Below are 15,633 nucleotides of genomic sequence, written 5' to 3' on the forward strand. Positions count from 1 at the left end.
TTTGAAATGAAAAAAGTAATAATTTATATAGTGTTTATTTTCTTTTTAGGAATCCCAACACTACTATTCTCTCAAGAAGAGATTACTAGTAGTATAAAAGTACTATCTAGAAATAATGGAACATATGTTAATCTGAGATGGGCACCTAATACTGCATCGGCATGGTTAAAATTAAATAAATCAGGCTATGAAATCGAGCGTATTACTATAAAGAAAAACAGAAAACTAATGCCTCCTTCTTATGAGAAAAAAATACTTGCAACCATAAAACCAAAACCACTAGAAGAATGGGAAACTATAGCTGATAAAAATGATTATGCACTAATGATTGCACAGCTACTGTATGGTAAGAGTACAATTACAACAGCGACAAATCCAATAGCGAATATACTAGCTCTTAAGAAAGATATAGATCAAAAATATGGATATGTAGTATTGGCTGCAGATATGAATTTTGAAGCTGCTACAATGGCAGGTTTGGGATATACCGATACCGATGTCGAACAAAATACGGTATACTTATATCGTATCAAAAGCTTAGTGCCTAAATCAGAGATAGAAACAGGTTTAAAATTAGTAGATCTAGAAAAAAAAGATCGATTACCTGCTCCCATTGATTTGATTGCTTTGCCAGAAGATAAAAAAATCACACTTGCTTGGGATGGCGAAATCTTTAAATCTATATTCACTGCTTACCATATAGAAAAATCAGAAGACAGTATACACTTTAAACGTACAGGAGGAGACATTCCTTTTATTAATTTTAATCAAGAAGGATCCTCAAACAAACAAATGATATATAATGATAGTATTGTAGAAAACTACAAACCGTATTACTATCGTGTGGTCGGAGTATCTGCTTTTGGCGAAAAAAGCCCTCCATCAAAAATCATATCGGCAATAGGAATCAAAAAACTAACTGCTACCCCAAAGATTGTATCACATATAGTAGAATCTCCTGATGCTGTTATTTTGAACTGGGAATTTGACAAAGAAGCCGAAAAACAAATTAAAGAGTATACTATCGATTGGGCTCCCAAAGATGAAGGCCCGTATACCAGAATCAAGACTGCTATCCCTGTGCAAAATCGATCAACAAAAATTAAAAAGGTAGAAGCATCAAATTATTATAAAATAAATGCTATTGGTAAAAGCCATCAAAAAACAACTTCGCTTAGACATTTTGTGCAACCTGTTGATTCTATCCCTCCCAATCCACCAATAGGGCTTATAGGCACTATCGATTCTCTGGGAATTGTACAATTATCTTGGCAAGCCAATATCGAAAAAGACATCCAGGGGTATATTGTATATAAAGCAAACCTAGATAACGAGGCTGTTATACCTGCTACAACAGAGCTCATAACTGGGCATACGTTTACAGATACTGTAGAGATAAAATCATTAAACTCAAAAGTCTATTATCAACTTGTTGCTTTAGATAAACGATACAACATATCGGATCGTTCAGAAAAAATTGAGCTAACAAAACCAGATATTATCCCACCTATCCCACCTATATTTAAAGATTATAAAGTTACAGATAAGGGAGTCTCATTATATTGGATCAACAGCAGTAGTCACGATGTAGCCGTACATCAATTATATAGAAAAAACCTTTCTAAAGAAAAAAACACTTGGCAGCAACTCTTCATGACCGATACGATTACTCAATACACAGATAATACAGTAGTATCTGGGGTACAGTATAAATATGCAATTTTTGCAGAAGACAACGCCAAACTACAGTCAGAACCCTCGACACCACTTACTATTACTGCTAGGATGTCACACAGCACTACTAAGGTTATAAAAGGATTTAACGCTATTGCTGATCGAGAAATCAAGAATATAACAGTATCATGGCGTAAAATGCCTGATCAAGTAACAGAAATATTAGTTTATCGATCAAAAAATGAAGATCAACCTATGTTATGGAGGCAAATACCTCCTAGTATTAACAAATTAGTAGATACAAGGATAAATCCCGATAATACGTATACCTATACACTCAAAACCATCTTTGGTAAAGGAACAATATCTCAGGCTGAAACGGTACAAGTCATTTACTAGCAAATAACATACTATCATGAAAAAAATAATTATACTACTGTTACTTATAACAGTAATAATCCCAAATGCATTTGGACAAGAAGGGATTACCTTAACAAAAGATAACAAAGCATATTATCGCCTTACTGTTTCTGGAAACAGGTCACATGATAATGGTCCTTTGGGGGTTGACTGTGATTATGGCATTAAAGAAATTCGATTTCTGGACAAGAATAATAAAACAGTTAAAACAATAGATGCCGATGGAAAACATGGAGTGTTTAGTTATGATACAGAAAACCAACAATTCACAAAAAATCAATTTCCTGTAAAAATTCATATTGATAATGATTTTAATGATAGATTGTTGTGTAAAGGCTGGCTTTTTTATGATGGGCTTGATAGTTGGTTTACTGATAGATTTAGAGATGAAAGTATGGATGTTATAAAAGTCGAATACGGAAATGCGTGTTACCCTCAAGGATATTCTGGATTTTGGAAACCAGATCATAAATATTATGGAGGTATCTTTTACATGACTGAATCCAAGGTTTATATGCATGATCTTAAAGTGAAATCTAATACAGTAGTACAAATAAAAACTCCAAAAGAACCATTGTACTTAGCTAGTGATGAGTATATAACGATAGCTCTTCCTGATAATTTATTAGATGGTTATTCATATTATTGGAGGTATCAAGTGGGAAGTGGTCGTTATAACAATATCCCATCAAAATACATCACTGCAAAAAATGGTAAAAAAGTATTGCGCATAAAAGGAAAGGAATTTCTAAATGAAACGGCATATGGCAAAAGAGTACGACTAGAATTAGTTACTCAATGTAAAACATCAAACCCTGTGTCCTTTACCTATTATCCATCTGCTCCTCGAGTAACAAAAATAGAAACCACCAATCCTATTTGTTATAAAGGGGATGGAGAGGTTAAAATAGTTTTTAATAGAAATCTAAAGACTATAGTACAAGAAAAGTTAACTGTTAATCTTAAAGATAATCTAGGTATTAAATATTCTAGTGGAGTTCTTACATCATTCAAAAAAGAAAGTACTGATACTTACAGTTATACATTTAAAGGAGTAAAAGAAGGAAACTATACAATAGAATTCGCAGGAGGAAACATGAAAATTGGAGGACAGATAATAAGTACCGTAATTAGAGATCCCAAAGATCCTGTAAATATTGTAGATCCTTCACAAATCGTTTTTAGTATTAGTAGTAAAAACTCTAGCTGTAATGATAATGATAACGACCCCAATAACAATAATGACGGAGAAATCACAATCAATGTAGAAGGAGGTAGCGATGGTATTTATCAATATTCGATTCAAAAAGTAGGTGATACAAGCTCCTTGCGTTGGTATGATTTCAAAAAGAATAATAGTCATATCATAAAAAATGTACAACCAGAACAATACGAAGTTCGAGTACAAAAAAAAACAGGAAACATCTATTGTGCTGGATATCATAAAGATAATATTTTAGAAAAAATTGCCACTCTCACCATTACAGAACCTACTGCTACGCTACAAGTAGAGAATGTATTTCATAAAGAACCTACTGCATTTGGTTTTGAAGATGGAAAAATTAGATATAAAATTTCTGGAGGAACTCCTTTTGATAATGGAACCTATAATTATGAATGGAAAAATTCTAAAGGTAATATCCTTACTTCTACCCATACCGAAGTGTTATTGGATAATAAAGGTTATGTAATCACATTACATTCTATTGGGGCTGATACGTATACATTACAAGTTACCGATAAAAATTATAAAGAGGCAACATATAAGACAGGGTGTTTCGAAGAAAATATAGTATTCAAATTAGAACAACCCAACGCTCTTAAAGTAATTTTTGAAGTTACAAACCCGATTTCATGTAACATTTCTAATGAATATAGTGACGGAAAAGATCTTGAAAAACCTTTTAATACCCCCGATCAGTTTCAAGATGGAGAACTCATAGTACATGTTACAGGTGGGGTTCGCTATAGTACAAGCGGAATTATAGATGCTAATACTCCTAGTAATGAAAAAGGAAATAAGCTTCCTTATTATTATCATTGGAAAAAGAAGATAAATAATATATGGGAAAACATATCAATAAATGATAGTATTATCAAACATCAAAGTTTTGGAGATTATGCATTGAATGTTACTGATAAAAATGGAATTGTATTAGGGACGTATAGCTCTTCAAAAAATAGTAAAGATGAATTACAATATAGTCTCGTAACGGCTATCGATAGTCTTTTCTATCTAACACAACCAGAAAAATTAGAAATTACTTTTGAAAAAACAAAGATAAGTTGTGCTAGTGGAGCAGATGCTACTGCCAAGGCCATTATAAAAGGAGGAACACCACCGTATACATATTACTGGAGCAATGGGGCGAATACAGCTTTCACAGATCATCTAATCGCAGGAAAACACTCGATCTATGTAACAGATAGCAAGGGATGTGTTATAGAAGATGTAGTTACTATCGAGCAACCTAATGGATTAGTAATCGAGCCTGTATATGTTGCATATCCTACTTGTTATCAAGGAGATGACGGGCATGTGCAAGTAGCAATTAAAGGAGGTACTCCACCATATACGTATTCTTGGAATACTGGTAATATTACTACAGAGATAAAAAATATAGCAGCAGGAACGTACACTTTTGAGGTAACTGATAATGAAGGATGTAAAGCGTTTTATGAAGAAACCTTAAAAGACCCTGAACCTGTAATCGTAACGTTAAAAGAGAAACGAAATTTGTGTAAAGATCAAACTTTGCAATTAGATGTTAAGATTGATGACCCAAAATCTACATATAACTGGTCTAGTGATAATGGATTTACGAGTAGCAGTAATATAGTTACAATCGATCAAACAGGAGTATACACAGCAACAGTAACCAATGGATTAGGATGTAGTAGTCAAGGAACGATTGAAGTAGTCATTTTTGATACAACCGAAATCGATGCTCATTATTTAATCGCTACACAAGCTTATGTAGAACAAGAAGTAACTCTAATTAATATTAGTAATCCAATAGGTGAAAAGGTAGAGTGGAATGTTTCTGAGGGAGGTAATATACTTAAAGAAAGTAAAGATGAACTTACAATACTCTTTGATAAAGAAGGTACTTACGAAGTTAATTTAAGATCTCATGTAGGGGATTGTTTTGAAGACTTTACAAAAAAAATTATAGTACAATCTACAATAGAAACATATAAACCGTCTGACAATGATAGCTTTATAAAAGAGTTTATAGTGTTTCCTAATCCTAATATCGGAACATTTCAAACAAAAATAGCACTACAAAAACCCTCTGATATTTCGGTGAAGATTATTAATCTGGCATCAGGGATGGTTCTCGATGAGAGAACAGAACAGAATAATATAGACTTTCTGTTAAACTATTCGATTTCGCTGCCCTCGGGAGTATATTTAGTGTTATTAGAAACTCCTCAAGGATCCTCAAGGAGAAAACTAGTAGTTGAATAACCCGAATATTAATTCGATAAAGGAACTCTAAAAAGGATGAAAAAAATAAGGTATATTATACTCATACTATCGTTTTGGTCTTGTCTTAAAGAAGAAGCAATACCAGTAGTTGTAGATTTTGAATATGAAGTGATTAATAATGATTATTCCGTTCCCGTAAGTATTGTTTTTTTTAATAGAACAGAAGGAGCAGATCAATATGAATGGTATTTTGAAGGAGCAAATCTTTCACGATCTGTAGATAGAAACCCTGGGATTGTTAAATTTAATAAAAAAGGAAATTATACAATAAAACTTACCGCTACAAATATAGATGGTTCTATAGATAGTAAGATTTTAAAAATAAAAATAGAAGCCCCATTAATCCTTGATTTTACAGCTACTAATGTAATAAATACTTTTTCTCCGGCTACTTATACTGTTACAAACCTATCCAAAGGAGCAACTACATATAAGTGGTTATTCGAAGGAGGAACCCCTTTAAGCTCTAGAGATCAAAACCCTAAAGAAATTGTATTTAAAGAACCCGGAGAACATAAAATTGAATTAGAGATAAGTAATGGCAGAGAAACCTATACCAAGAATACATCTGTTATAGTTGCTCCATATTTAAGTACTGATTTTGAGTATACAATTGCTTTTACTAATGATGATTATCAAATACCTGCAAAAGTTAATTTTACGAGTACATCCATAAGTACTACCGATTATATATGGACTATCGAAGGAGCCAATATTACTACCTCACAAGATAAAGATGTAGAAGTTGTGTTTAATACGATAGGAGAACAAAAAATTACTCTTACAGCTTCTAACGGTAAAGAAATTAAATCTGTAAGTAAAAATATAACATTTTTAAAAAATACAAATCTTAGAGAGTTTAAAGATATTAAGCTCGGTATTAATACCGCTCATAAAAATAATAGCGTAGGTAGTTTTTTTAGTATCTCATCACGAAAAGTATATACAAAACAAGAAATAACTCCTGAAATAGGAAAAACTATAGACCTAGTTTTTTATGGATTAAATAGTACGTATACAAGAAATCAATTTGTAAGCCCTAATCAACTATCAAAGACTCCTTTTGATAATATCCAGAAACCAAAAACAACTACATTTATTAACACACAAGAGTTATGTAATTGCCCAGACTCGTTAACTAAAAAACAGTTTGATGAAATGATAGATGACGCACAGCTCACAAAACTTACTCTGGATACGGAGGATAACTTATATTTTGATAACATAGTCGTACCTAGAATTATATTGTTTAAAACACAAGAAGGAAAAAAAGGAGCAATCAAAATCAAAGAATATAATAGTAATGGAGAAAATTCATACATCCTAGTTGATATAAAAGTGCAGAAAGAAAAACGATAATCTCAAAAAACCAGACACAATAGTATATTAAGTACTAGCAAAAAAGTAATAAAAAAACTGATGAAAGAAAAAATTATATATAGTATCGTGATCTCATTATTTTTTGTATCACAGATGTACACACAAATATTACCTGTGCAATCTACAGCACAGTTAATACCTCCATACAGCTTGAAATTATCAGATTATAGTACCGCTACTTTAGATAGGATATTTCTAAATATATTATTGATTGATATTGTTGAGCCAACTATACAAGTTAGGCTAAAAATGTATATAGAAAATACAGCAGGTTTATCTATCCAAAATAAGAATCTGGTTGTAGGGGCATCACCGATTATTTTAGAAGGTGGTATCCCAACACGATTAACTAACCTTGATTTACGACCTTATTTTGAGCTGAATAACCTACAGGGAATTACACCACAACAATACAATACGACTTTACCCGAAGGTTTATATCGGTTTTGTTTTGAAGTGTATGATAATATATCTGGTAAGAAAATATCTAAAAAAGATTGTACAACTGTGTATATGGTACTTAATGATCCTCCTTTGTTAAATTTACCCTCTAGAGATGAGCAAATTGCGGTAAAAAACCCACAAAATATATTTTTCACTTGGACTCCCAGACATCTTAATGCAACTAATGTAGAGTATGAGTTTACATTAAAAGAGTTATGGGATACGAATACAGATCCACAAACAGATTTTTTAAAAAGCCCTCCATTATATCAAACAACTATTAGGGCTACAGCACTATTATACGGTCCTGCAGAAACGCAACTTTTACCGAATAAAACGTATGGCTGGCGTGTTAAAGCCTATGTTGATGATGGTATTAGTAAAACATCGGTGTTTAAGAATGATGGGTATAGCGAAATCTATCACTTTGTATATACAGATACTTGTGAAGAACCTAAATATGTCTTGGCAGAATCAGAAGGAGTAACTAAAGAAAATATAACCTGGCAAGTTTCAGATCATAAGCAATATCAAGTAGAATACCGTAAAAAAGGATCTCAAAATGAATGGTTTAAGGGTAATACTACCAGGAATACCGTTACTATATACGACCTAGAACCTGGCACTACATATGAATATAGAGTTGGGGGACAATGTATGAGTAAGGGTTCTTATGTGTATTCTACAACTTCAAATTTCACAACCACCATAGCAACAACAGACGATGAGACTTCAAATTATAATTGTGGCATACAACCAGATATAAAAATTACGAATCAAGAGCCTTTGGCAAGTTTGGATTTGGGTAAAAGTTTTACTGCGGGAGATTTTGATGTAACGTTACAAGAAATAAGTGGAGGAAACGGTGTTTTTAGTGGTAAAGGATATATAACAGTACCATACATTAGAGGTGCTAAAATTATAGTAGACTTTAGTAATGTTAAAATAAATACCGAATATCAATTGATTGAAGGTGTTGTTTATACGAGTAAATAGTACGAACAAGACATCCCGTATATATTAGTCCGCTTGAGTAATATATACGGGATAAAAATTAATGTAATTTTGAAAAAGATATTCTTGTTTTTATTATTTCCAGTATTTTTATTTTCACAAAACATAGACAGTCAGTATATTACTAATATTATTAAAAGTAAGCCAATCAAAATAAATGGTCAGATTTCTGCAAATTCAGTATATTATAGTGCGAATAAAAATTCAAATAGGAATCCATTTACATATTTTCTTCAAGGGGTACTTAATATAAATATCTATAGTTTTTCAATGCCTGTAGAATATAATTTTTCTAATCAAGGAGAAAACTTAGATTACAAATTGCCTTTTGATTATAACACACTTAGTTTACACCCAACGTACAAGTGGATAACTGCCCATATTGGGACTGTAAATATGAGTTTTTCTCCATATACAATAAATAATCATCAGTTTAGAGGGGGTGGGGTTGATTTAACTCCCTCAAAATCAGTAATAATAAATGCGATGACAGGAGAGTTACGTAAAGCAATCAGTGAGGATGGTAATCCAAAAACAACCCCATCCTATAGTCGTATGGGATACGGTATCAAAACAAAATTAAAGAAAAAAAAATATAATATCGGGTTTATGGGGTTTTATGCAAAAGACAATCAAAACTCTATAGATTCTATCCCAGAAGCCAGAAATATATTGCCCAAAGAAAATTTCGTTTTAAGTTTAGAAGGAGAAGTTAAAATAGCAAAAAACTATACATTACAAGTAGAATATGCTTCTACAGTAATATCAAAAGATATCAGAGCTACACCGTCAAAAGCAACAGAATTTTCTCTAGCAGGAGTTTTTTTTAATAATCGCATCTCTTCAGAATATTATAATGCTATTAGAACTAGATTAGGATATGTCCAAAAAGCTATAAATTTAGGTATAGGATATGAACGTATTGATCCAGGATATGAAACATTGGGAGCATATTTTTTTAATAATGATTTTGAAAACATAACCCTAGATGTCGCCAATACGTTTTTTAAAAATAAATTATCAGTGTCATTAAATATTGGTTATCAAAGAGATAATTTGGGTAACTCAAAAACAAATAGCACGAATCGTAAGATAGGATCAATCAATGCACAAGCTATTGTTTCTGAAAGATTAAGTTTCATGGGGTCTTTTTCTAATTTTACTACTTATACTAATACCAGACCCAATCAATTTGATGATGTAAATGACGCTAATTTATTAGATAATCAAGTTGAAGAATTAAATTATAGACAATTATCCAAAAATGCTACATTATCTATGAATTATGTGCTTTCTAATAAGCAGACATCAATTCAAAATTTAATAATTAATTACGCATTAAATGATGTAGCAAATGAGCAAGACGGAAATGTAAGAATAGGAGATGTATCAAGTTTTCATAACTTAAGTTGTGCACATACTATAAATTTTCCAAAAAATAACATCTCTCTAAATGCAGCTATCAATGGAACATACAATACAATAGGGAAAGAAGAATCAACTACCTGGGGGCCAAATTTTAGTGTAGGAAAACGTTTTTTTAATAAAGCATTAACCTCTCGTCTAGGAGGATCATACAACCAATCTAGTGCTATATCAGGAAATTCTACAATCACTAATTTTCGATTAAATTTAAGTTATCTATTATTAGAAAAACACCATTTTAGCTTAAATGCTATTCAGCTATTCAAATCTGTAAATCAAAGAGATAATTTTAATGAGTTTACTGCTACTTTTAGTTACAATTATGCATTTGGAATTAAGAAACCAAAGATTGGTTTTAATAAGAAGCCTAAAAAACCAAAATTGGAAAATGATTCAATCAAAATTCAATATAGAAAATATCGTTTTGAAGGACTTCCGAAAAATATTACTCCACAGCTAGTAGTACTTCCTGAAAAAGAAGGTTTTGCGCATATCATAAAAGATAGAAAAGGAAAATTAAGTGAATTAAAAGAGCAACTTAAAGAAACAGAAGAGAAAGATAAAAGAGTATATAAAGAAGTAGCTATTAGTTATCTTAAAGAAATAGATACGTATTTAGAGTTTGCAGAGTTTTATAGTAAAAAAATATACGAAGCTTACTTAAAATTAATACGTGAAGCTAATGAAATTGATCGCCAGATACGAGATGAATTTACCGTAGTAAGTGCAAGGATTAATAGTACCGAAGAGAAAGATCCAGAAGATATAAAAAGCCAACAAGTATTAGAAAAACGATATGCCTCACATACCGAGTTATTAGAATCGTTACTGCAATGGAACTTAAAACCAGAGAAAATAGAGAATCCAAAAGGAGATATCCAAACGCTTAAAAAACGTAATGCATCCAAAGTATTTTCAATGTATCAGGGAGAAAAATCTAAAGAACATATCGTCAAGTTTATCGAAATACAAATGGCAGATATGTTTCATAAATTACTGAAATAACAGATAAATAATTAGTGAATTACGACCAGTAATAATTTTGAAAACTATCTTTTTTACTATTTGTAAAAATGTCTTTTGTTACCAAGAGAGAAAAAGATTCAATGAATAATGAGCAGTAAATCCCGCAGTTAAGGATCAAGTAAATGAAAAAAGAAATTACTTTAACTTCCTATATAAATAAGAAAATTACCTTATATTTTTAGTGAAATAGAACTGAAAAGGCAGCTAATTTTTTTAACCTAAACGGGAATGTTTAAACTTTTTTGTTTTTGAAAATCAATTAGTTATCTAATTTAAGAAATATAACCCGATGAGACAAAAACTGGAACAAATAACAACTAAGTGATTGATTTATAAACAAATAAAAAGAGATAAACGTTAAGTTTATCTCTTTTTGTGACCTCAGAGGGAAAGAGTTTAAACTTTTTAGTAGAAGATATAGCATTAATAATCAGATTTTATGACATTTATAAAAAATGTTATAAACATAATATTAAGTTCTATTTTAATAATTAAAATTAATTCATTGCAAAATTTAACTTTTAGCCTCATAACCCAAAGATTACTCATTCGAGTCCAGTTCCGAAAACAGGTAACCTTTTTTATGGGATAGTTATTTCTTTCTTGCGCAAGAAAAATCGCTACATCGTATTTGCCCAAGCTGTAAAAAGGAAACAGTAATCACAATTTTAACCTTTGACAGTCATGGACCACCAAAAAATTATAAACAAATCATGAAACATAGACTAGTGAAATTTAACCATTAAAAAAACGGTTCTAAAATGAGCCTTAGCATACTAGTACCCAAACTTAAAGGAAGGACTAACAAAAAATCTCACATAAAAAAATAGAAATTGCCTTAAAAAATGTTCTCTTTGAGGATCATTCTAATAAGAAAAAGAGGTAAGGTGTTTTAAAAATGTGGTTATTCTTTTCTAAGGTTCTTGCCAACTTCTCGATTTCCCCTTTATTTGCAAATTTTGGATTCTTCAACAAGGCATATAGCGCTAGTTTATCGGCACGCCATATGCTTCTTAAGTTTACATTTTATAACTTCCAAATTGGCTTTCTTTTGAAAAGCTCTTTTGATTCCTGTAAATAGGCATTCATTAATCTAGGTTTTTTATTTAGAAGTTTTTCCGTTGAATCCTCAGTCGGTTCTGGCATTTTTATTGCAAGTTCGTCTAGTTCTACGATATGGTTTGCTAACCATTCAGGTAATTTAGCTCTATTTTTGAGTGTTCTAAATAATTCATTAGAAGAAATGTTTAGGTATTCAATATTTGTATTTGTTACTCTTGTAAGTCGTTCCGCCATATCGTAATTTGTAATAGCTTCAGGTCCAGAAATAGAAATGTAATTAAGTTCTAAAGGTGTGTTTTGTAACAATAGTTTTACTGCAATCTCAGCTACATCTCTAGCATCTACATAGTTTCTAGGTGCATTCTCCATTGCACCATAAATTTTTCCAAACCTCCTAATTGTAAAAGTATTTCTTTCCCAATTTTGCATAAATGCCTGAGGTCTAAGACAACAAAATTCAATTCCTGAATCTTCTAATTTTCCTTCTATTTTTCTATGCCAATTTGAAACTTCTACTAAACTTACAGGTTCTATATCTGGTGCAGATAGTTTTACAATTCTTTTTACTCCATATTTTTTAGCCGCATTAATCACATTAGTTTCATATTCTTCTTGTTTTGGGTGAGTTGCTGTTAACAAAAATATTGTGTCTGCAAATTTACAGGCATCTTCTACCTCTTTAACGATGGACAAATCTGCACTTACATAACTTAAATTTATTGTGTTTTCTAAGGAAATAGGGTGTTCCCTTTGAGGGTTGCGAAGTACGCCTCGTACAATGCAGGTATCTTTTATTAAAAGTTGTAAGATAGGTAAACCTACTGTTCCAGTACAACCAAATATGACTATTGTTTTTTTATAATTTTCCATCGTTTTAGTTTTTCTTAAGAGGTTTTGTCATTCCTATAATTCCTGCTCCAAGTGCGGCTGATGGGAGGATATCTAATAGATAAGTCCAAAGGGCGAAAATTTGAATTATCAACAGAGAAAGGATTCCTATTGAAACAATCAAAAGCAATGTGATTAGAATCCTATGAAACAGAAATAGTTGTTTCTCTTTAAGGTATTTAAGTAGAAAAAAACAAATAACTGTAGCAATCAAAGAAGGTAAAGCGATGGTTGAATAACTAGCCTTAAGTAATTCTGGTTTATTTAAAAAATAAGCAGGACCTCCAGACATAATTAACGGAAAGAAATAAGCAGGGAATGCCGATTTTAAAAATGCTTCTTTGCTGAACATCTGTGTTATATTTTTATTGTTTGACATCGTTATAATGGATTTAGACTATTTTGTAAACTTCTGATAGGGTTGAATTTTATACCCAAGCCAATAAAAGGGTGTTCAAAAGAAGTGTTAAATTCATAAATACTTTCATTATTTGTGTTTCTTAGTTCATAATTATCCCAAACGCTTTGAGTAGCTTTAAGTATTATGCCTATTGAATACGTAATCCAATAGTTATATTCTACACCTGACGAAATTGAAGTAAAAACGGCACGATCTACATTATTTACAGTTTCAAAACTGTTTGTGCCATTTAAATTTGCAGAAAAATCATTTATCTCTCCTATTACTTTCAAGGAATGCTTTTTGTTGATGTCCCATTTTACATAGGTATTTGGTATCCCTAAAACAAGTGACCAGTTTTCATTAAACCTCGCTTTTGCTTGTACAATAGGGTTTACAGTTGTCGTTCCGTTAAGAGTTAGGTAACCTGCACCAATATTAAGCTGTATATATCCTCCTTTTTTACAATAAAAAGTACGTTCTAGATAAGCTAATCCATTAAAATTATAATCATCACTAGTTAAATTTTCTTCTAGGTTAGATGCTATATATGGTACTGCCAAAAGATTTAATGACCATTTATCTGAAAACTTGTAATTAGCAAATAAGCTTAAGTTAACATTGTAAAATTTATCTAGAGCGGTAGCGTCTCTAAATTGATTACTATCCTTATAATCAAACTGGTGTATGTCCAATCCAATAGTTGTAAAAAGAGATAGTTTTTTTAAGCGTATTGGAGGAATACTTAGTTTTCCACTTATTCTATTATAAGTAAAATCTTCAGTAGCTATATTGGGCGTATACTGAATGTAAAAAACATCTCTGTCAAGTACATTTACTTCGCCCGTTACTTGTGCGCTTAATTGTTTACATAGTAGTCCTATGCAAAAAAATAGAATATATTTTTTCATTATATATTGATTTTTAAATTAAAAAAAGAAAATTATTTTAAAGTTATTGATAGATGCAGTTCTGGTACGTTAAAGTTGAACTTCGTATCTTTATAACTAGAAATGGAATTGCTTGTAGGATTGTTAGATGCTCCTACTTTTTCTTTAGGGATACCCAAAAAATTGGTGTCCATTTTTTTGTTGTTGTTAGCATCATAAAAACAAGAGATAGCATATTCTCCGTAAGGAAAATCTTTAATTGTAAAAGATTTTTTACCTGTAGTTATTTTTATTCAATATGTTTTAAAAGCAATATTTCTGTTATTTGGAAATCCTTTGTAACTATTAAACATACTTAATTCTACATAGCCACCTTGTTTTTCAATTCCAGAAAATTCTATAGTAACTGTTCCTTTATTCTTTTGCGTTTTTTCTTTTATAGGTCCAATTGTAAATAATAGACTTATAAGTAACATTTTTAACATCATAATTTAGTTTTTATAATTTATGATACAAAGATGCGCTAGATTCAGTTTGGCAAAATTACCAAATGGCAAGAAATAGAATTAACGAATATTTTTTCTGATACGACTGAGGGAAGTAGGGGTTATTCCTAGGTAAGAAGCTAATTGTTTTAATGGTACTCTATTTAGAATATCTGATTTTTGTAATAAATGTAAATAGCGAGTTTCGGCATCCATAATTTGGAATGATATTAGAGTGTCAATTAAATTTAGGCATAGTTCTTCCATCATTTTTCTCCCAAACTCTTGCCATTCGGGATACTGTTCATAGAATTTATGCATTTTTTTAACCTCAATACTCAATATCATAGATTTACCTACTGCCAGCATCTTTGCTTTAGAGGGCTGTCCCGATTTTATTGATTCTAGATCACTAAAAAAATTATTTTCAAATAGCAACCAAGCAGTTATATCTTTATCTGGCGTATCAATAACTATTCGGATACCACCAGAGACTATAAAATAGTAGTTTGTTACATATTGCCCGTTCTTAATAATAGTTTGATCATTATCATATTCTTTTATAGTGAAGGCTGATAATATAGTGTCTAAAACTGCTTCTTCAATGGTTATTTTTGAATTGATATACTCTTTTAGCGTGTTCATTTTTTTATCTCAACTAAAGTCAAATTTAATTCTGACTAACGTCACTTTTTTATTTTGATATTTAGATTGTTTTAAACCCTAAATCATCAGGTTTTAATTCAAATTTATCGATTTGTTTTTTAATTCTTTTGATGAGTCCCATTTTTCTTTTTTGATCTAGGAACAAATATTGTTTTGGTGGTTTATATTGTACTTTTTTAGTGATCATATTCCAAATGATAACAGCTAGTTTTCTAGCCGTTGCACTTACTGCTGAGTGCCTACCTTTTCTATATGCTACTCTTCTGAAAAAGTCAGAAAGGTGCGTGTCTTTTAGATTTCCTATAGCATTTGCAGCTTGTCTGAGTGCAATTTTGAGTCGATTACTTCCTTTAGGGACTCTGTTAC

At 31.1% G+C, this 15,633-nt stretch carries 11 protein-coding genes and 2 pseudogenes; 6 read left to right on the forward strand and 7 right to left on the reverse strand.

Translation table 11 applies throughout. The features are described from left to right. The first annotated feature begins 6 nt into the window (after positions 1 to 6). From H527_RS22125 to H527_RS24820, 6 genes and pseudogenes are all read left to right on the forward strand, one after another. On the forward strand, positions 7 to 2,073 hold the full coding sequence (locus H527_RS22125; protein WP_155837892.1) for a fibronectin type III domain-containing protein: 2,067 nt from the start codon (positions 7 to 9) through the stop codon (positions 2,071 to 2,073). Between the two features lie 16 nt (positions 2,074 to 2,089). After that, complete coding sequence (locus tag H527_RS0113245; RefSeq protein WP_027413157.1) at positions 2,090 to 5,566, forward strand: T9SS type A sorting domain-containing protein; 3,477 nt, start codon at positions 2,090 to 2,092, stop codon at positions 5,564 to 5,566. A gap of 36 nt (positions 5,567 to 5,602) precedes the next feature. Further along, positions 5,603 to 6,946: a PKD domain-containing protein gene (locus H527_RS0113250; protein ID WP_027413158.1), complete on the forward strand. Its 1,344-nt coding sequence runs from the start codon at positions 5,603 to 5,605 to the stop codon at positions 6,944 to 6,946. 60 nt (positions 6,947 to 7,006) lie between these two features. After that, positions 7,007 to 8,407: a fibronectin type III domain-containing protein gene (locus tag H527_RS0113255; RefSeq protein ID WP_081414608.1), complete on the forward strand. Its 1,401-nt coding sequence runs from the start codon at positions 7,007 to 7,009 to the stop codon at positions 8,405 to 8,407. Positions 8,408 to 8,476: 69 nt separating this feature from the next. After that, positions 8,477 to 10,855 carry a hypothetical protein gene (locus H527_RS0113260; protein WP_027413160.1) on the forward strand — a complete coding sequence of 793 codons (2,379 nt, stop codon included), beginning with the start codon at positions 8,477 to 8,479 and terminating at the stop codon, positions 10,853 to 10,855. 620 nt (positions 10,856 to 11,475) lie between these two features. After that, positions 11,476 to 11,622: pseudogene (locus H527_RS24820) on the forward strand (IS91 family transposase); the annotation flags it as partial. 280 nt (positions 11,623 to 11,902) lie between these two features. On the opposite strand, the gene H527_RS0113265 reads toward H527_RS24820, so the two are convergent. The 7 genes and pseudogenes from H527_RS0113265 to H527_RS0113295 all read right to left on the reverse strand — a co-directional run. Beyond that, positions 11,903 to 12,808, reverse strand: coding sequence for an NmrA family NAD(P)-binding protein (locus tag H527_RS0113265; RefSeq protein ID WP_027413161.1), 906 nt, complete (start codon positions 12,806 to 12,808; stop codon positions 11,903 to 11,905). A 4-nt stretch (positions 12,809 to 12,812) separates the two neighbouring features. After that, positions 12,813 to 13,178 (reverse strand): hypothetical protein, encoded by a 366-nt coding sequence (locus tag H527_RS0113270; RefSeq protein WP_155837893.1) that lies wholly within the window; start codon positions 13,176 to 13,178, stop codon positions 12,813 to 12,815. A gap of 29 nt (positions 13,179 to 13,207) precedes the next feature. Beyond that, entirely contained in the window at positions 13,208 to 14,137 is a 930-nt protein-coding gene (locus H527_RS0113275; protein WP_027413163.1) for a DUF6268 family outer membrane beta-barrel protein, read from the reverse strand. 32 nt (positions 14,138 to 14,169) lie between these two features. Then, complete coding sequence (locus tag H527_RS23565; RefSeq protein ID WP_081414609.1) at positions 14,170 to 14,409, reverse strand: DUF2141 domain-containing protein; 240 nt, start codon at positions 14,407 to 14,409, stop codon at positions 14,170 to 14,172. Next, positions 14,410 to 14,604: a hypothetical protein gene (locus tag H527_RS0113285; RefSeq protein ID WP_155837894.1), complete on the reverse strand. Its 195-nt coding sequence runs from the start codon at positions 14,602 to 14,604 to the stop codon at positions 14,410 to 14,412. It abuts the gene before it with no gap. A 78-nt stretch (positions 14,605 to 14,682) separates the two neighbouring features. Then, entirely contained in the window at positions 14,683 to 15,246 is a 564-nt protein-coding gene (locus H527_RS0113290; protein WP_027413165.1) for a Crp/Fnr family transcriptional regulator, read from the reverse strand. A 61-nt stretch (positions 15,247 to 15,307) separates the two neighbouring features. Continuing rightward, a pseudogene (locus H527_RS0113295) lies at positions 15,308 to 15,633 on the reverse strand (IS110 family transposase); the annotation flags it as partial.

Source organism: Aquimarina muelleri DSM 19832, from assembly GCF_000430665.1.
GTDB lineage: Bacteria > Bacteroidota > Bacteroidia > Flavobacteriales > Flavobacteriaceae > Aquimarina > Aquimarina muelleri.

Coding starts and splice junctions, on each gene's coding strand:
- H527_RS22125 (WP_155837892.1), top strand. CDS start 7: ATGAAAAAAGTAATAATTTATATAGTGTTTATTTTCTTTTTAGGAATC.
- H527_RS0113245 (WP_027413157.1), top strand. CDS start 2,090: ATGAAAAAAATAATTATACTACTGTTACTTATAACAGTAATAATCCCA.
- H527_RS0113250 (WP_027413158.1), top strand. CDS start 5,603: ATGAAAAAAATAAGGTATATTATACTCATACTATCGTTTTGGTCTTGT.
- H527_RS0113255 (WP_081414608.1), top strand. CDS start 7,007: ATGAAAGAAAAAATTATATATAGTATCGTGATCTCATTATTTTTTGTA.
- H527_RS0113265 (WP_027413161.1), bottom strand. CDS start 12,808: ATGGAAAATTATAAAAAAACAATAGTCATATTTGGTTGTACTGGAACA.
- H527_RS0113270 (WP_155837893.1), bottom strand. CDS start 13,178: ATGTTCAGCAAAGAAGCATTTTTAAAATCGGCATTCCCTGCTTATTTC.
- H527_RS0113275 (WP_027413163.1), bottom strand. CDS start 14,137: ATGAAAAAATATATTCTATTTTTTTGCATAGGACTACTATGTAAACAA.
- H527_RS0113285 (WP_155837894.1), bottom strand. CDS start 14,604: ATGATGTTAAAAATGTTACTTATAAGTCTATTATTTACAATTGGACCT.
- H527_RS0113290 (WP_027413165.1), bottom strand. CDS start 15,246: ATGAACACGCTAAAAGAGTATATCAATTCAAAAATAACCATTGAAGAA.